Annotated in this window: 15 protein-coding genes; 7 read left to right on the top strand and 8 right to left on the bottom strand. The window is 75.4% G+C overall.

All coding sequences use genetic code 11. The annotated features are described in order from the left end of the window. Positions 1–33: 33 nt before the first annotated feature. Complete coding sequence (locus AC3RJ6_RS10045; RefSeq protein WP_491426921.1) at positions 34–390, bottom strand: group I truncated hemoglobin; 357 nt, start codon at positions 388–390, stop codon at positions 34–36. A gap of 102 nt (positions 391–492) precedes the next feature. On the opposite strand from AC3RJ6_RS10045, the gene AC3RJ6_RS10040 reads away from it, so the two are divergent. Both AC3RJ6_RS10040 and AC3RJ6_RS10035 read left to right on the top strand, forming a co-directional pair. Continuing rightward, positions 493–1,272 (top strand): spermidine synthase, encoded by a 780-nt coding sequence (locus tag AC3RJ6_RS10040; RefSeq protein WP_491426920.1) that lies wholly within the window; start codon positions 493–495, stop codon positions 1,270–1,272. 34 nt (positions 1,273–1,306) lie between these two features. Beyond that, positions 1,307–2,176 (top strand): spermidine synthase, encoded by an 870-nt coding sequence (locus AC3RJ6_RS10035; protein ID WP_491426919.1) that lies wholly within the window; start codon positions 1,307–1,309, stop codon positions 2,174–2,176. Between the two features lie 22 nt (positions 2,177–2,198). Here AC3RJ6_RS10035 and AC3RJ6_RS10030 read toward each other — a convergent pair whose 3' ends face one another. From AC3RJ6_RS10030 to AC3RJ6_RS10015, 4 genes are all read right to left on the bottom strand, one after another. Next, positions 2,199–3,851, bottom strand: coding sequence for a glycoside hydrolase family 10-like protein (locus AC3RJ6_RS10030; protein WP_491426917.1), 1,653 nt, complete (start codon positions 3,849–3,851; stop codon positions 2,199–2,201). 79 nt (positions 3,852–3,930) lie between these two features. Then, a complete protein-coding gene (locus AC3RJ6_RS10025) occupies positions 3,931–4,794 on the bottom strand; it encodes a 5-oxoprolinase subunit C family protein (protein ID WP_491426916.1) in 864 nt (287 codons plus the stop codon). Between the two features lie 64 nt (positions 4,795–4,858). Continuing rightward, the gene (locus AC3RJ6_RS10020; protein WP_491426915.1) at positions 4,859–5,512 is read right to left on the bottom strand and encodes a 5-oxoprolinase subunit B family protein; all 654 of its coding nucleotides are present in this window, start codon (positions 5,510–5,512) and stop codon (positions 4,859–4,861) included. Beyond that, positions 5,509–6,270 carry a LamB/YcsF family protein gene (locus AC3RJ6_RS10015; protein ID WP_491426914.1) on the bottom strand — a complete coding sequence of 254 codons (762 nt, stop codon included), beginning with the start codon at positions 6,268–6,270 and terminating at the stop codon, positions 5,509–5,511. Before AC3RJ6_RS10015 ends, AC3RJ6_RS10020 begins: the two co-directional genes overlap by 4 nt. 52 nt (positions 6,271–6,322) lie before the next feature. Between AC3RJ6_RS10015 and AC3RJ6_RS10010 the strand changes: the two genes are divergently transcribed. The 3 genes from AC3RJ6_RS10010 to AC3RJ6_RS10000 all read left to right on the top strand — a co-directional run bounded on the left by AC3RJ6_RS10010 (position 6,323) and on the right by AC3RJ6_RS10000 (position 8,939). Then, complete coding sequence (locus tag AC3RJ6_RS10010; protein WP_491426912.1) at positions 6,323–7,561, top strand: PQQ-dependent sugar dehydrogenase; 1,239 nt, start codon at positions 6,323–6,325, stop codon at positions 7,559–7,561. 117 nt (positions 7,562–7,678) lie between these two features. Next, on the top strand, positions 7,679–8,176 hold the full coding sequence (locus AC3RJ6_RS10005) for a SprT-like domain-containing protein (protein WP_491426911.1): 498 nt from the start codon (positions 7,679–7,681) through the stop codon (positions 8,174–8,176). A gap of 49 nt (positions 8,177–8,225) precedes the next feature. Beyond that, on the top strand, positions 8,226–8,939 hold the full coding sequence (locus tag AC3RJ6_RS10000) for a CGNR zinc finger domain-containing protein (RefSeq protein WP_491426910.1): 714 nt from the start codon (positions 8,226–8,228) through the stop codon (positions 8,937–8,939). A 32-nt stretch (positions 8,940–8,971) separates the two neighbouring features. On the opposite strand, the gene AC3RJ6_RS09995 is transcribed toward AC3RJ6_RS10000, so the two are convergent. Genes AC3RJ6_RS09995 through AC3RJ6_RS09985 form a run of 3 tightly spaced genes read right to left on the bottom strand, consistent with a single transcriptional unit; the run spans position 8,972 to position 14,098 of the window. Beyond that, positions 8,972–12,031, bottom strand: coding sequence for a hypothetical protein (locus tag AC3RJ6_RS09995; RefSeq protein ID WP_491426909.1), 3,060 nt, complete (start codon positions 12,029–12,031; stop codon positions 8,972–8,974). A gap of 9 nt (positions 12,032–12,040) precedes the next feature. After that, positions 12,041–12,838 carry a 2-phosphosulfolactate phosphatase gene (locus AC3RJ6_RS09990; protein WP_491426908.1) on the bottom strand — a complete coding sequence of 266 codons (798 nt, stop codon included), beginning with the start codon at positions 12,836–12,838 and terminating at the stop codon, positions 12,041–12,043. Positions 12,839–12,847: 9 nt separating this feature from the next. Next, the gene (locus AC3RJ6_RS09985) at positions 12,848–14,098 is read right to left on the bottom strand and encodes a hypothetical protein (RefSeq protein ID WP_491426907.1); all 1,251 of its coding nucleotides are present in this window, start codon (positions 14,096–14,098) and stop codon (positions 12,848–12,850) included. Positions 14,099–14,283: 185 nt separating this feature from the next. Here AC3RJ6_RS09985 and AC3RJ6_RS09980 point away from each other — a divergent pair, with 185 nt between their 5' ends. Both AC3RJ6_RS09980 and AC3RJ6_RS09975 read left to right on the top strand, forming a co-directional pair. Continuing rightward, entirely contained in the window at positions 14,284–14,832 is a 549-nt protein-coding gene (locus AC3RJ6_RS09980; protein ID WP_491426906.1) for a hypothetical protein, read from the top strand. Continuing rightward, positions 14,829–15,458 carry a DUF1684 domain-containing protein gene (locus tag AC3RJ6_RS09975; RefSeq protein WP_491426905.1) on the top strand — a complete coding sequence of 210 codons (630 nt, stop codon included), beginning with the start codon at positions 14,829–14,831 and terminating at the stop codon, positions 15,456–15,458. The genes AC3RJ6_RS09980 and AC3RJ6_RS09975 overlap by 4 nt, the downstream gene beginning before the upstream one ends. Positions 15,459–15,696 lie beyond the last annotated feature (238 nt).

The raw sequence follows: 15,696 nt of genomic DNA, 5'->3' as shown, positions 1-15,696 counted from the left end.
CGGGGGCGTTGCGCGCGCCCCGCGATCGCCCGGTTACGCCGTGACGATGTCGGCGCGCATGCCCTCGAGCCGTTCGCCGACGGCGCCGACCGCCTCCTTCGCGACGCCGAGGTCGGCGAGCGCCGTCATGAGCGAGGCGACCACCTTGTCGAACGCGGCGTCGGTGATCGCCAGGTCGTGGTGCGCCTCGCCGATCGCGCGACCGCTGAACACCTGCGGCCCGCCGAACGCGGCGGCGAGGAACGCCCGCTGGTGCGCCTGCAGCCGCTCGGTGTCGACACCCTCGAACCACGGCGCGAGCTCGGGGTCGGCGGCGATGCGGTGGTACATGACCGTCACCGCGGTGCGCACTCCGTCGCTGCCGCCGAGCTCGTCGTAGATCGCGTGCATGCGTCCTCCTCATCGGGTCTGCACCAAGCATGGCGGATGCGTCGCGACCGCGCCTGAGCAATGGTTGCTCATTCCGCGCCCCGTTCGTGGGACGATGCCCTCGTGCCCGCGAGCCCCCGCCGCATCGAGTTCGAGACCGACGTCTTCTCGTCGACGGGCTTCACGCTGCTCGTCGACGACGTCGCCCAGTCGCACGTCGACGCGGCCGACCCGACGCGGCTCTTCTTCGAGTACGTGCGCCGCATCGGGCACGTCGTCGACGCGATCGGCCTGCCCGGCGAGCCGCTGCACGTGCTGCACCTCGGCGGCGGCGCGATGACCCTGCCCCGCTACGTCGCGGCGACCCGGCCCGACTCGGCGCAGCTCGTCGTCGAGATCGACGGCGCGCTCGCGGGGCTCGTGCTCGACCGGTTGCCGCTGCCGGCCGGCGCCGACATCGTCGTGCGCGTCGACGACGCGGCATCCGTCGTCGACGAACTCGCCGGGCGGCCGACCGATGCCGACCGCTTCGACCTCGTGATCGTCGACCTCTACGACCGGCTCGAGGCGCCGGGCTTCGTCGAGACGACGGCATTCATGGGCGGATGCCTCGGGCTGCTCGCCGAGCGCGGGCTGCTCGTCGTGAACGTGGCCGACGCTGCGGGGCTCGCCCGTCTCCGCGCCCAGGCCCGGGCGATCGCGCGGGCCGCTCCGCACGCCGAACTGCTCGTCGCGGGCGACGCGAGCGTCGTGTCGGGTGCCGAGGAGGGCAACGCGGTGCTCGTCGCCGCGCCGCGAGGGCTGCCCGAGCGACTCGCGGAGCGGCTCGCCGCGCTCGGCCCGCACCCGGCCGCCGTGCTCGAGGGCGACCGGCTCGACTTCGCGCTGTGGGGCGCCTGCTGAGCCTCCGCCCGGCCGCCGCGGGTAGCGTTGAGCCGTGACCAGCGACCCCGCACTCGAACGACGCCTCGCCGTGAGCGGCCACCTCGCCCGCCTCGAGGAGTCGCGGCAGGCGCCCGGGTCGTGGACGCTCTACGTCGACGGCACCCCGCAGTCGCACGTCGAGCTCGACCGGCCCGAGTGGCTCGGCTTCGAGTACGTGCGCCGCATCGGCCACGCCGTCGACCTCGTGCGCCCCGAGGGCGCGCCCATCACGGCCGTGCACCTCGGCGGCGGGGCGCTCACGCTGCCGCGCTACGTCATCGCGACCCGGCCGGGCTCGCGCCAGCAGGTCGTCGAGCTCGAGTCGGAGCTCGTCGACCTCGTGCGCGAGCACCTGCCGCTGCCGCGCGGCGCACAACTCCGTATCCGCCACGGTGATGCCCGCGAGGTGCTCGCGAAGCTGCCCGCCGGGCTCGACGGCGCCGTCGACCTCGTGGTCGTCGACATCTTCTCGGGCGCCCGCACGCCCGCGCACGTCACGAGCGCCGAGTTCTACGGGCTCGTCGTGCCGCGGCTCGCGCCCGGCGGCATCGTGGCCGTCAACGTCGCCGACGGCGCGGGGCTGGCCTTCGCCCGCTCGCAGGCGGCGACGCTCTCGCACGTGTTCGCGCACGTGGCGATCGCGGCCGACACCGGCATGCTGAAGGGGCGCCGGTTCGGCAACGTCGTGATGTACGCCTCCGACCTGCCGCTGCCCTTCGACGCGATGCCCCGTCGGCTCGCGAGCGACCCCGCCCCGGCGAAGCTCGTCGAGGGCGACGAGCTGCGCCGATTCATCGCGGGCGCCCCGGTCGTGACCGACGCGACCGCGGTGCCCTCGCCCCCGCCCGCGCGCTCGATCTTCCTCGCGAAGCCCGGCGGCTGAGCCGCGGCCCACGTGCCGGGGCTCAGCGGATCGCGGCCGCGCGGCTCGGGCCGCTCTCGTTCCAGACCCGGTCGAGCGCGGTGACGGCGTACGTGTACGTGCGGCCGGCCTCGGCCGCGGCATCCACCCACCGCTGCACGACACCCGGGGCGGCGCGCACCGTCGCGACGAGGTTCGCCGCGTCGTCGACGTCGATCGAGGCGGCCGCGCCGTCGACGCGGTAGATCGCGAACGACGTCGCCCGGAGCGACGGCGGCACGGCGTCGGACCACTGCAGCGCCACGCCGGCGTCGACCCGCTCGGGATCGGCGAGCGCGGGTGCTCGCACCGCGGTCGCGGGCAGCCACTCCATCGCGGGCACGATCGCGGGGCGCGAGTAGTGGTCGGCCAGCACGCGCGACATCGAGCCCTGCGGGTCGGCGGGCACGTGCTTCGCCGAGAAGTAGACGTTGCCGTGCACGGGCGTGCCCGCCGCGTCGATGCCGCGGTCCATCGTGAGGTGGTTCGAGAGCTCGGCCGGGTCGGTGAACACCCCCGACGTCACCTTGTACAGCGCCTCGCCGACGTAGAAGTGCGTGCCCGAGGTCGCCGCGACGTCGGCCCACCAGGGCACGAGCTTCGCGTAGTCGGCGACCGCGAGTCCGATCTGCCAGTAGATCTGCGGGTTGATGTAGTCGAGCCAGCCCTCGAGCACCCACTTGCGGGTGTCGGCGAACTGCAGGTCGTACGACTGCGAGCCGCCGGTCTCCGAGCCCAGCGGGTCGGTCGCCCGGTTGCGCCAGATGCCGAAGGGGCTGATGCCGAACTTCACCCACGGCTTGAGCGCCTTGATGCGCTCGGAGATCGAGCTCACGAAGGTGTCGACGTTGTGCCGTCGCCAGTCGGCGATGTCGTCGAACCCGGTGCCGTGCGCGGCATAGGTCCCGGCATCCGGAATCGTCTGCCCGGCGACCGGATACGGGTAGAAGTAGTCGTCGAAGTGCACGCCGTCGAGGTCGTAGTGCTCGACCGAGTGCAGGATCGCCTGCCGGATGTGCTCCTGGGCCTCGGGGATCCCGGGGTCGAAGTAGAGCTTGCCGCCGTACGCCCACACCCAGTCGGGGTGCACGCGTGCGGGGTGCTCGGGCACGAGCTTCGCGGGGTCGGCCTGCATCGAGACGCGGTACGGGTTGTACCAGGCGTGCAGCTCGAGGTTGCGGGCGTGCGCCTCGTCGACGATGAAGGCGAGCGGGTCGTAGCCCGGGTCCTGCCCCTGCACGCCCGTGAGGTACTGCGACCACGGCTCGAGCGGGCTCGGCCAGAAGGCGTCGGCGGTCGGTCGGATCTGCACGAACACGGCGTTGAGGTTGAACTGCTCGGCGACGTCGAGCCAGTGCAGGAACTCGGCGCGCTGCTCGTCGGCGGTGAGCCCGGTGCGGCTCGGCCAGTCGATGTTGACGACCGACGAGATCCACATGGCGCGCAGTTCGCGCTTGCGCGGCGCCGTGGCCGCGGCGAGCGCGGCGCCGCCCGCCTCGGTCGCGTGCGCCGGGGCGGGCGCGAGCGAGCCGACGGTCACGGTGAACGCCGAGGCGGCGACGCCGGCGACGGCGAGGGTCAGGAACCCGCGGCGGCCGAGGCCCGATCCGGGGTCGAGCGGGCGGGCGGGGTGGTCGTGCGGCTGGGCGAGGGGCATCTTCGATCCTCCGAGTCGGTCTGACTCGGAAAATACTTCCATACCAATACGCGCTTGTGAAGAGTTTCTTCCAGACGGGTCATCCGTGCCGGAAGCGCAGCTCCTGCCCCGGCCGCAGCTGCGCCACGGCATCGAGCGAGGCCTGCGCGACGACGGCGATCACGGGGTAGCCCCCGGTGACCGGCCGGTCGGCGAGCAGGATCGTCGGCTGGCCGTCGCCCGACACCTGGATCGACCCGGGCACCGTCGCCTCGCTCGGCAGCTCGCCGGTGATGCGGCGCCCGAGCGCGGGCCCGACCAGCCGCACCCCGACCCGGTCTGCGCGCTCCGAGACGCGCCACGGCACCTCGAACAGGGCGGCGCGCGCGGGCTCCGTGAACCAGTCGGCGCGGGGCCCGGGGCCGAGTGCGAGGGTCACCGCGTCGGCGGGCGGCGCGAACGCCGCCTCCTGGTCGAGCAGCGGCACGGATGCCTCGGGCTCGGCGCCGATCGCGAGCTCGCGCCCGGGCGTCACGGGGTCGGGCCCGAGGCCCGCGAGCGTGTCGCGCGACCGGGAGCCGAGCACCGGCGGCTCGTCGATGCCGCCCCGCACGGCGAGCGCGTAGCGCAGCCCGCGCCGAGCCTGGCCGAGTTCGAGCACGGCACCGTCGGCGGCGCGCACCGCCGTGTAGGGCGCGACCGGTCTTCCGTCGAGCGAGACGGGCCCCCACGCGCCCGCGACCGCGAGCCAGGTGCCCCCGCCGACGATGCGCGCACGGAACCCGCCCACGAGCACCTCGAGGATCGCCGCCCCGTCGGGGTTGCCGACGAGCCGGTTCGCGAGCCGGGCCGCACCCCGGTCGAGGGCTCCCGAGCCGGCGACGCCGAGGTGGGCGAGGCCCGGGCGGCCGAGGTCCTCGACGAGCACCTGGGGCCCGGTCGCCTCGACGACGAGCCGGCGCATCAGCCCACCGCCTCGACGAGCGCGGGGCACCGGCGCTTCAGGGCCTCGACGACGAGCCGGCGCATCAGCCCACCGCCTCGAAGCGCACGCGGCGCCCCGGTGCGAGCAGGGCGGGCTCGGCGCGGTCGGGGTTCCAGAGCTCGGCTGGCGTTCGGCCGATGATGCGCCATCCGCCGGGACTCGGCCGCGGGTACACGCCGGCGAACGCCCCCGCGAGCCCGACCGCCCCGGCCGGCACCCGGGTGCGCGGGGCGTCGAGCCGCGGCACCTCGAACGGCCAGTCGTCGCTCACGAGATAGCCGAAGCCGGGCGCGAAGCCGCCGAACGCGACCCGCCACCGCGACTCCGCATGCCGGGCGACGAGCTCGGCCGTCGAGCAGCCGAGCAGGGCCGCGGTCCCCTCGAGGTCGTCGCCGTCGTACACGACGGGCACGACGACGGGCTCGGGCTCGGCCGCGCCGGGGGCGCGATCGGGGCCGGATGCCGCATCCGCACGCCCCGCGGATGCCGCGGTGCGGCGCACCCAGGTCGCGACCGACTCGAGCGGGAACCGGGCGGGCTCGACCGCGACGAGGATCGTACGGGCCGCGGGCACGAGCTCGACGAGGCCGGGCCGTGCGTCGGCCGCGAGCGCGTCGTGCAGCGCGAGCACCTCGTCGAGCGAGTCGCACTCGACGAGGAGCGCGGCTTCGCCGCTCGGCAGCAGGCGCTCGTTCACGCGAACGCCTCGATGCGGCATCCGGCCGCCTCGAGCGCGGCGCGCACGGCGCGGGCGATCGCGACGGCGCCCGGGGTGTCGCCGTGCAGGCACAGCGAGTCGGGCGCGAGCTCGAGCCGGGAGCCGTCGTCGGCCGTGATGCCGCCGGTCTCGGCGAGCTCGAGGGCGCGGTCGGCGGCCGCGGCGGGGTCGTCGACGATCGCCCCGGGTTCGCCGCGCGGCGCGAGCGACCCGTCGGCCGTGTAGCCGCGATCGACGAACGCCTCCCGCGCGTAGCCGAGCCCCGAGGCATCCGCGGCCCGTTCGAGCGCGCTCACGGGCGGACCGAGCACGGCGAGCGACGTGTCGTAGGCGGCGACCGCCTCGACGAAGGCGTGCGCGGCCGAGGCGTCGGCGGCGAGGCGGTGGTAGAGCGCGCCGTGCGCCTTGACGTAGCGCACGCGCGTGCCCGCGACCCGGGCGGCGCCGTCGAGTCCGCCGAGCTGCACCACGAGCTCCGCCGCGATCTCGGCCGGGGTGGCGTCGAGCGCGCGACGGCCGAACCCGGCGAGGTCGCGGTAGCCCGGGTGCGCGCCGAGCGCGACCCCGTGCTCGGCCGCACGACGGGCGCTCGCGAGCATCGTCACGGGGTCGCCCGCGTGGAATCCGCACGCGACGTTCGCGCTCGACACGAGGCCGAACATGGCCTCGTCGTCGCCGACGCGCCACGCGCCGAACGACTCGCCGAGGTCGCTGTTGAGGTCGATCGCGGGCCGCATGCTCCCATTCTGCCGCCGCCACGGGCAGACTGGCAGGGAGGGGAGCATGCCGATGGGGTCGACGACGCGATCGCGCGCGGCGAGGGCCTCGGCCGCGCCGGGCCGGCCGCGCCGCCCGGCAGCGCGGCGAGGTCGTGCGCGCACGGCGGGCATCGCCTGGGTCGTCGCGGCGGGGGCCCTCGCGATGGCCGGCTGCACGACCCACGAGCCGGCGGCCGGGCCGACCGGCTGGACCCCGACCCCGACGACCGCGGCACCGACGGCCACGCCGACGGCATCGGCGACCGCTCCGGCGGTCGAGCCGCTCGTGCCCTCGGGCGACGTCTCGGTCGTCGCCGACGGCCTCGACGCGCCGTGGTCGATCGCGCTCGTGCCCGGCGGGGGCGTGCTCGTCTCCCAACGCGACCGCGGCGACGTCGTCGAGGTGCTCGCCGACGGGCGACTCCGGGTGGCGGGCACCGTGCCGGGCGTCGCGGCCGCCGGCGAGGGCGGGCTGCTCGGGCTCGCGATCCGCAGCGTCGACGGCGGCCGGCAGCTCTACGCGTACCTGACGACCGCGGACGACAACCGGATCGTGCGCATGCCGTTGACCGGTGACGTCGGCACCTTCGCGCTCGGCGAGCCCGAGCCCGTGCTCACGGGCGTCCCGAAGGCGGGCAACCACGACGGCGGGCGCATCGCGTTCGGCCCCGACGGCATGCTCTACGCGACGACCGGCGACGCCGCCGTGCGCGACGCGGCGCAGGACCCGGCCTCGCTCTCGGGCAAGATCCTGCGCATGACGCCCGACGGCGATCCGGCGCCGGGCAACCCGTCGGGCACCCGCGTCTACACGCTCGGCCACCGCAACCCGCAGGGCATCGCCTGGGATGCCTCGGGGCAGATGTGGGCCGCGGAGTTCGGCCAGGACACCTGGGACGAGCTCAACCGCATCGAACCGGGCGCGAACTACGGCTGGCCCGTCGTCGAGGGCGCGGCGGGCGACCCGCGCTTCGTCGATCCCGTCGCGCAGTGGGCGACGAGCGAGGCCAGTCCGAGCGGGCTCGCGGTCATCGGCGACACCCTCTTCCTCGCGGCGCTCCGCGGCGAGCGCATCTGGACCGTCGCGCCGGCGAGCGCGACCGACCCGGCGGCGACCGCGTGGTTCGCGGGCGAGTTCGGGCGCATCCGCGACGTCGCCCGATCGCCCGACGGGCGGCTCTGGTTCCTCACGAACAACACCGACGGCCGCGGATCGCCGCGCGACGGCGACGACCGGCTGATGTCGGTCGGGCTCGCCCCCGCGGGCTGAGCGGCTCGGCGCCGACCGCCCGGTGCCGGCAGCGCCCCCTCGAACGCGCGCGATTCCGCCCCGTTCGGGGGTGACCGGAGCCTCCGGATCGTCGGCGGCCGGGGCTATTCTCATCCCATGGCGGATCTCGAGCGGGTGAGGCGGTGGGCCGAGGCCCTCATCGTGCTGCACCTCGACCCGGCGGTCTGGAGCTTCGGGTTCGACAACGCGAAGAAGCGCGCGGGTCTCTGCAACTACACCGAGAAGCGCATCTCGGTGTCGCGGTACCTCGCCGCGCGCTACGACGACGACGAGATCCACCAGATCCTGCTGCACGAGGTCGCGCACGCGCTCGCGGGCCCCCGTGCGGGCCACGGTCCGAAGTGGGCGTCGATCGCGGCGGGCCTCGGCTTCGTCGGCCGGCGCACGCACGACGGCGAGGTCGCCCACGAGCTCGCACCGTGGGTCGGGCGCTGCCCCGCGGGGCACGAGCACTACCGGTACCGCGAGCCCACGCGACCGCTCAGCTGCGGCCTCTGCCGGCGCGGGTTCGACCGCGCCAACCTCATCGACTGGCACCACCGCGAGATCACCCCGGCCGTGCGTCGTCGGGCGGCCAGCGCGGCCGCCGGCTGAGCCCCGCGACGACGCGAATCGGGGCGCCCGCACGCGCTACGCTGATCGAATGCCCGTCTCCACCGTCACGATCCCGATCGGGCAATGGCTCGTTCCTGCCGAAGGCGTCACCTGGTGGTTCGACTCGGGCTCGGTCGCCCTCGATTTCGCGACGACAGGCGCCATGGGCGGCGCCGCGGCCTCGGCGGGCGTCGAGCGCTTCCACTCCCCCGACGACCTGACCGACTGGCTGCGCGAGCGGTTCCCCGTCGCGGTCGGCCAAGCGCGCTCGCGCGACCTCTTCGACGCGGTCGCCCTGCGCGACGCGATCGCCCGCATGGCGGTCGCCGCGAGCCACGGCGAGGCGGCGCGCGCCGGCGACATCGACCTCGTGAACCTCTACGCGGCGACGCCCGACGTTCCGCCGTCGCTCGGCGGCGGCTCGCGCCAGGCCGGTCGTTCGGTGCACACCGTGCCGCAGGCGCTCTCCACGATCGCGCGCGACGCGGTCGACCTGTTCTCGCCCGCGAACCTCGAGCGCATCCGCGAGTGCTCGGGCGACGACTGCGAGATCGTCTACCTCGACACGTCGCGCGCGGCGACGCGACGGTGGTGCTCGATGCAGCGCTGCGGCAACCGCGCGAAGGTGCGCGCGCATCGCGCCCGCAAGAGCGGGCGCACGGCCGCCGCGGTCGGCGCCACGCAGCTCGCCCTGCCCGATCTCGAGCGCGTCGAGCCCGAGCCCGTCGAGCCCGAGCCCGTCGAGCCCGACCGCGCCGCCTGACGCCGAGGGCGCGGCTCGCGCTCGACGGTGAATCAGTCGCGGCGGGCGGCCGCGCCGCGGCGCCGCGGCAGCGCGAGCAGCACGCCGGCGACGAGCAGCACCGCGCCGAACACGGCGGCGTACCAGGCCGTCTCGCCCGGGATGTCGAGGTACGTCGTGATGCCGAGGATGCGCGCGAGGCCCCACGGCAGGAGTCCCATCTCGTCGTTCCAGAGCGTGAGCGCGCGCTCGAGGCCGATCGCCCCGATGATCGCCGCGGGCACGACGAGTCCGGCTCCGACGGCCGCGAGCACCGACCCGGTCGCCCGTCGGCCGCCGACCTGCGCCGAGAGCGCCCAGCCCGCCGCGACGAACACCCAGGCGAACAGCGCGAACGCGACCGCGATGTACGCGGAGCGGACCACGGGGTCGGTCCAGAAGGCGAACCAGTAGCCGCCGGGGCCGCTGAACGAGAGGCCGACGAGCGTCACGATGCAGCGCAGCACCACGACGCCGCCGACGGCCGCGATCACGGGCCACGGCGAACGCCGGCCGACGAAGATCCGCAGCACCCCCGCGAAGACGACCCATGCGCCGATGACGACGGCGAGGTGCGTCCACGACAGGAACGAGGTCTGCACGGCGCGCGTCGCGACGAGCAGCGCGACCGGCACGAGGAAGAGCAGCCACCGGTCGAGGTCGTCCATGCCGAGCGTCTCGAGCCGGGCCCGCCAGGGCCTCGTCGACGCCACCCAGGTCGCTCGCGCGGCCGCGGCGCCGGGTCGCCGCACGAGCCGGGTGCGTGCGGCGAGCATGCCGATGACGACCCACGCGAGCGCCAGCACGAGCAGCCCGCGCGCGAACCACGCCATCACGACGTCGCGCTCCGCCCGGTCGACGCCGAGCTGCGCGGCGGTGAGGTTGAACGCCGGGTGATCGAGGTCGCCCTCGTAGCGTTCGAGGTGCTCGGCCGCCCGCTGCTCGTAGGCCGCGCGGTCGGCCTCCCACGCCTCGCGCGCCGCCGGCGAGAGCGTGTCGTGCCACTGACCCTCGTGCAGGATCATCGCGCGGTACGCCTCGAGCAGGCGCAGCGTGTCGAGCTCGTAGTCGAGCGTCGAGACGAACGCGTCTCGCAGCTCGGGCGAACGCCAGGTCGCGGCATCCGTCGCGTTCGCCGTCTCGCGCATCTGCTCGACGGCGGCGACGGCCTCGGCCCCGCTCGCGATGGCCGCGTCGACCCCGGCGCCGTCGGCCGCGCCCTCGCCCGCGGAGTCGCGCACGATCGAGTACATGACGTCGAGCACCGCCGAGTCGCCGGTGAGGATGTCCCACTCGAAGATCCACATCATGGGCGGCGGCTCGAGCCCGATCGCGAAAACGCGCTGGTCGGCGAACTGCTCGACGTACATGCCCTGCTCGATCGCCTCGCGCGACCGGGTCATCGCCCCGACGATCGCCTCGACCGTGTCGGGGTCGTCGCTGAACCACTCGCGCGCCCAGGCCGCGGTCACGTCGGCGACGTCGGCGTCGGGGTCGCGCGCGAGGTCGGCCGCGAGCTGCGTGTCGAGCTCGTACAGCTGCCAGAACCCGGCCTTGAGGTACAGCGACATCGGGCCGGCGCGCCACGGGCCGCCGTCCTGGGTCCACACCCACACGCCCTCGATGCGGTCGTTCGCGGCGAGCAGTTGCTGCAGCGCCCACTGGTACTGGGTGCCGAGGTCGTTCGGGAACGCCCCGAAGTTCTCGAACTCGCGCCGGCTCTGGAACTCGACGATGCGCCGCTGGTCGCCCTGCTCGAGGGTGTGGTTGAGCGGCAGCCACGAGTAGAAGTCGCCGAGCGTGTACTTCGTCGACACGATGAGCGCCGGCGAGTCGATGCCGTCGAGCACCGCCTCGTACGACGCGTCGTTCGTGTGCATGTCGCCGACGGCGCCGACGCCGACGCTCCACGTGCGGAAGACGACCTCGCGGCCCGACTCCTCGGCCTGGCCCGTGAACGCCTCGAGCATCGTGCGCACGGCGTCGACGGTCGTGACCTTCAGCGCCGAGTAGTAGTCCCAGCCGCCGACGTCGTAGATCGCGCCCGCCTCGCCGATGCGGATGAGCACGCCGTCGAGCGCGGGCGCCGCCTCGTACAGCTCGTCGAGGCCGGCGGTGTAGACGCTCCAGAACTCGGGGTCCTCGGTGTCGAGCGAGCCGAACCGGTCGGTGAGGGCGCGCTCGAGCGGCCCCGTGAGGGCGAGCATGTCGGTGCGCAGGAACACCTGCACGCCCAGTTGGTCGGCCCGCTGCCAGAAGCCGTCGAACGCCTCGCGCAGTGCGATCGCCCGGTCGCGGTGCTCGTCGCCCTCGGCGTACACCGGGCCGCCGGGGGCGTCGTCGAACGTCACGAACTCGACGAAGCCCGGAAAGGCGACCGCGTTGAACCCGTTCGCGAGCGAGTGGCGCAGGAACCCGTCGAAGTCGGCGTACGCCTCGGCGAGCGCTTCCTCGTCGATGTACGGGGCCTCGGGCTGCACGACCGCGGCGAACGCCTTCGAGGCGTGCGAGTAGTCGTCGCCCGACTCCCACTCGACGGGGTTCGGAGCGACGCCCACCGCGCCGAGGTCGGTCATGCGCAGCGGCAGCCGCGAGGGCTCGTGCGCGCCGACGAGGTCGGCGACGGGGGCCGCGGCGCGCACCTGCGCCGCGAGGTCGTAGATGCCGCGCACCGCGCCCGTCTCGGTGTACGCGACGATGCGCAGCGACGAGGCATCACCGCGCAGTTCGTAGCCGTCGTCGCCGGGCCCCGATTCGGCCTCCTGGCCGGGGATCAGCTCGACCGCGAGCGCGGCCTCGCCCTCGCGCGAGGGCGCGTCGGCGACGGCGTCGCGCAGCTCGTCGAGCGCCACCCCGAATCGCACCGTGCCGGGCACGTCGAGCGTCGTGAACTCGGGCGGCGGCGTGGGCGCCGCGACCTCGGGGACGACGGCTGCGGCGGGCTGCATCTGCTCGCTCGGCTCGGTGCGGATGCCGAGCGCGTCACCGACGGCGAAAGCGACGCCGACTCCGAGGCCGACCAGTACGAGGGCGGTGACGACGGCGAGGATGCCCCGCCGTCGCGCCGTCGTCATGCACCGATCCTATTCGGCGACGAAGACGCCGTCGCGCAGTACCGGCACGACGCCGGTGACGTCGCGCTCGGCGGCGAGACGGGCGTCGCCCGCGAAGCCGAGCTCGCGCAGCTCGACCCCGCTGCCCGAGGCGCTGATGAGGTGCCCGGTCGCCCGCGAGAGGCCCTCGAATGCGGCGCAGGCGACCGCGGCCTCGGGCGAGGTGTGGTCGATGCCGCGCGCGACGAGCGCATCGATGACGGCGCCGGCGACGAGCAGGTCCTCGACGCCGAACCGCAGTGCGTCGCCGGCGCCCGCGTCGTGGTCGCGCTCGCCCGCCGCGACGACGGCGATCATGAGGCGCTCGCCGCGCTCGGCCTGGAGGGCGACGAGCCGGTCGGCCACCGCGCTGCGGTTGCGCATCGCCGCCGCGATCACGACGACGCCGCGGTCGGCGAGCGCGTGCGCGATCGTTCCGCCGTTCGGCGAGGGCACGACGACTGGGGATGCCTCCGTGCCGGCCCAGCTCTCGGGCGACAGCGTCGGCCGTCCCGAGTCGCGGCGGCTGCCGGCGACGACGCCTCCGCGGGCGGCGGCGAACGCCTCGGCCTCGGCCCGGGCGCCGGCGCCGGCCGGCCACGGCGCGACGGCGACGCCGCGCTCGGCGGCGACCACGACGCTCGTCGTGAACGAGAGCGCGTCGACCACGACGACCGCGTGCGCGCCGGGCAGCACGCGCTCGGCACCCGCCGGGCCCCAGTCGAACCGGACCTGGTACTTCGCCTGTGCGAAGGCGGTGCCGGGGGCCGGCGACGTGCTCGTGGTCATCGGGTCAGGCTACCGGCCGAGGGCGTCGTAGCGTGCGAGCGCCTCCGCGTCGTTCGCCCGGGCGTTCGCCCGCCGGGCGGCGTCGAGGGCGGCGACGGGGTCGGCCTCCTGTCGCGCCGACTGCAGCTGCCGCTCGGCGTCGGCGAGCCGGGTGCGCGCCGCGGCGCCCACCGCGCTGCCGCCTCGTTCGATCGCGGCACGGGCGACCCCGAGCTGGCCCTCGGCGATGGCGATCGCGCCGTCGAGCGCCCCGCGTGCGCCGTCGAGCCGGTGCTGCGCGGTGCGGGCCGCCGCCCGTGCGGCTTCGAGCCGGTCACGTGCCGCGTGCAGCCGGTCGCGGTCGAGCTCGGGGTCGCCGGCGAGGCCTCCCCGCTCGGCGAGCACGGCCGCCGCCGCGCCGACCGCCGCGCCGAGCCGGTCGGCGGCGTCGGGCTCGTCGAGCCCGTCGCGCTCGGCCCTCGCGGTGTCGAGGTCGTGTCGGAGCTCGTCGGCGGTCCGCCCGGCTTCGGCGGTCGCCGCGGCGAGCGCGGACTCGACGCCGCCGACCTCGTCGAGGTCGCGCCGTACCCGCGCGAGCGCGTCGGCGGCGTGCTCGAGCGGTTCGGCGGCCGGCTTCGCCCGGTCGAGCGAGCTCGACGCCCTTTCGAGCGCCGATCCGGCCTCCGCGAGGCCGGCCGCGGCACGCTCGACGGCGGCACGCGCCGCGCCCAATGCCGAGGCGTCGTACCGCGTGGCGAGGCGGGCGAGGGTCGTCGTGGCGTCGTCGGCGGCGCGCCGGAGGGCCGCCGCGTCGTCGGCGAGCGCCGGCAGGTCCGCTCCGGCGCCGCGCTCGCGTCGGCGTCGCACGGCGAGGGCGTCGTCGGCCGCCGCGAGCTCGGCGAGCGCCGACCGGCAGAGGTCGTCGATGCGGGCGGCCCAGTCGCGCCGTGCGGGCGCGGTGTCGGGCTCGGCGTCGTCGAGCCGCTGCTGCAGCACGAAGGCCTCCCGCAGGCGGGCCTTCGCCCGCTCGACCGCCGCCCGTGTCTCGCGTGCCGTCGCCGCGCCGAACTGCGCCTCGGCGAAGGCGACCTCGCGGTCCGCGTCGCGCACGGCGTCGTCGGCCTGCACGATGAGCTGCTTCGCACGCACCTCGGCCTCGCCGGCCGCCGCGAGCTCGCGGCGTGCCCGGCGCGAGCCCGCACGTCGCAGGGCCGCGATCGCCGCGACCGCCAGCACGGCCGCGACGCCGAACACGATGAGCGAGGGCAACCACGAGGGCATGGCGGGAGTCTATGCGCCCCGCCGCCGTGCGAGGTCCCCACCGGAACCACGTCGTGCCGCGGGAACCGGCTTCGAACCCGGTTCCCATGCCACAACGTGATTCCCGAGCGAGATCGGGGCACGCATCGGCTGGCGCGGCGGCACCGGGGCTTGGCACGGGCGGGCGCCGGACCTACGCTCGGCTCATGCGGGTGCTCCTCAAGATCGAGCTCGACTGCACGCCCGACGCGGCCTGGCGGGCGCTGCGCAGCCCGGCGGTGCTGCGCGAGGTCGTGGCGCCGTGGATCGACCTCGCCTCGCTCGAGCCCGGCGGCCTGCCGACGACGTGGCCCGAGGGCGGTCATCGCGTTCGCGCCCTCGCCTTCCGGCGGTTCCCCGCGGGCGACGAGCTCGTCGACGTGAGCTACCCCGGCGGACTGCCGCACGGCGTGCTGATGCTCCGCGACGGCGGCGGTGCGCTCACCGGCCCGCTCGCGAGGTTCGGCCGCTGGGATCACCGCATGGCGGTCTCGCCCCTGCCCGACGGCCGCACCCTCTACCGCGATCGCCTGCTCGCGAGCGCCGGTGCGTGGGACCTGGCCGCCTGGTACCCGACGTGGGCGTTCTGGCAGTGGCGCGGGCTCCGGCTGCGGCAGCTCGCGCCCACCTGGTCGTTCGACCCGCCCGGCACCGCCGACGCCGCCCGCGCGACCGGTGCCGGCGCGCCGACGAGCTCCGGGGCGGCCGCCGCATGACCGACACGATCGGGGCCCTGCAGCTCGCCGACTGGCAACGCCGCGTGTTCGGCCTCTACGCGGGCGTGCGCCAGCTGAGCGTGCACGACCCCGCGGCCGGTCACGAGCTGTGGAAGTCGGGGCGCGACGAGCTCTTCGCCGGGCACCCGCAGTCGCCGCTGCTGCCCGACGACCGCGCACGGTTCACGGGCCTCGACGTCGCGCGCTACGACCCCGACTGGCGGTTCGAGCTCGAGGTGCGCCGACCCGACGAACCCGTGCGCATGCACGTCGACAGCGCCACCGACGGAACGATCCCGTACTCGCTCGTCGGCACGGTGCGCCTGCCGTACCTCGGCACCCTCGACGTCTGGCGCCTCGCCGGCTACGGCGGCGGACTCTTCCTGCCCGTGAAGGACGCGCTCGCCGGCGCCCCCGGCGGCACCTACGCCGGCGGCCGCTACCTCATCGACACCGTGAAGGGCGCCGACCTCGGGCGCGGAGCCGACGACGACTCGCTCGTCGTCGACTTCAACTTCGCCTACAACCCGTCCTGCGCGTACGACCCGTCGTGGTCGTGCCCCCTCGCGCCCGAGGGCAACGCGTTGCGGGTGGAGGTGCCCGTCGGCGAGCGGATGCCGCGCTGAACGCCGCCCCGGCCGGCATCGCCGCGCTCACAGCGCCCGCCCCGCGGCATCCGCTATGCTGGCCGACGGCGTGCGCGACGATCGCGCCGCCTGCGTCGTAGAAACGCTTCCGGGCCGGGTTCGAACCAGAGCCGCCCGATGACTCTCATACGGCGAACGGATGCGCCGACCGGCGCCTTCGCCACCTTCCCACCGTCGGGTCGATCCCCGCCGTGCTTCGCGCCTGTCGAAGTGCGCG

It is taken from the genome of Agromyces cucurbitae (assembly GCF_058349945.1).
The sequence above is the reverse complement of the archived record's forward strand: the minus strand, read 5'-3'. Positions and strand labels throughout refer to the sequence as shown.

Bases quoted from the DNA above. Each gene is read 5' to 3' on its own strand.
- AC3RJ6_RS10000 (WP_491426910.1), top strand. From the start codon at position 8,226: ATGCCCGTCTCCACCGTCACGATCCCGATCGGGCAATGGCTCGTTCCT.
- AC3RJ6_RS10010 (WP_491426912.1), top strand. From the start codon at position 6,323: ATGGGGTCGACGACGCGATCGCGCGCGGCGAGGGCCTCGGCCGCGCCG.
- AC3RJ6_RS09985 (WP_491426907.1), bottom strand. From the start codon at position 14,098: ATGCCCTCGTGGTTGCCCTCGCTCATCGTGTTCGGCGTCGCGGCCGTG.
- AC3RJ6_RS10005 (WP_491426911.1), top strand. From the start codon at position 7,679: ATGGCGGATCTCGAGCGGGTGAGGCGGTGGGCCGAGGCCCTCATCGTG.
- AC3RJ6_RS09990 (WP_491426908.1), bottom strand. From the start codon at position 12,838: ATGACCACGAGCACGTCGCCGGCCCCCGGCACCGCCTTCGCACAGGCG.
- AC3RJ6_RS10045 (WP_491426921.1), bottom strand. From the start codon at position 390: ATGCACGCGATCTACGACGAGCTCGGCGGCAGCGACGGAGTGCGCACC.
- AC3RJ6_RS10030 (WP_491426917.1), bottom strand. From the start codon at position 3,851: ATGCCCCTCGCCCAGCCGCACGACCACCCCGCCCGCCCGCTCGACCCC.
- AC3RJ6_RS10015 (WP_491426914.1), bottom strand. From the start codon at position 6,270: ATGCGGCCCGCGATCGACCTCAACAGCGACCTCGGCGAGTCGTTCGGC.
- AC3RJ6_RS10025 (WP_491426916.1), bottom strand. From the start codon at position 4,794: ATGCGCCGGCTCGTCGTCGAGGCGACCGGGCCCCAGGTGCTCGTCGAG.
- AC3RJ6_RS09980 (WP_491426906.1), top strand. From the start codon at position 14,284: ATGCGGGTGCTCCTCAAGATCGAGCTCGACTGCACGCCCGACGCGGCC.
- AC3RJ6_RS09975 (WP_491426905.1), top strand. From the start codon at position 14,829: ATGACCGACACGATCGGGGCCCTGCAGCTCGCCGACTGGCAACGCCGC.
- AC3RJ6_RS09995 (WP_491426909.1), bottom strand. From the start codon at position 12,031: ATGACGACGGCGCGACGGCGGGGCATCCTCGCCGTCGTCACCGCCCTC.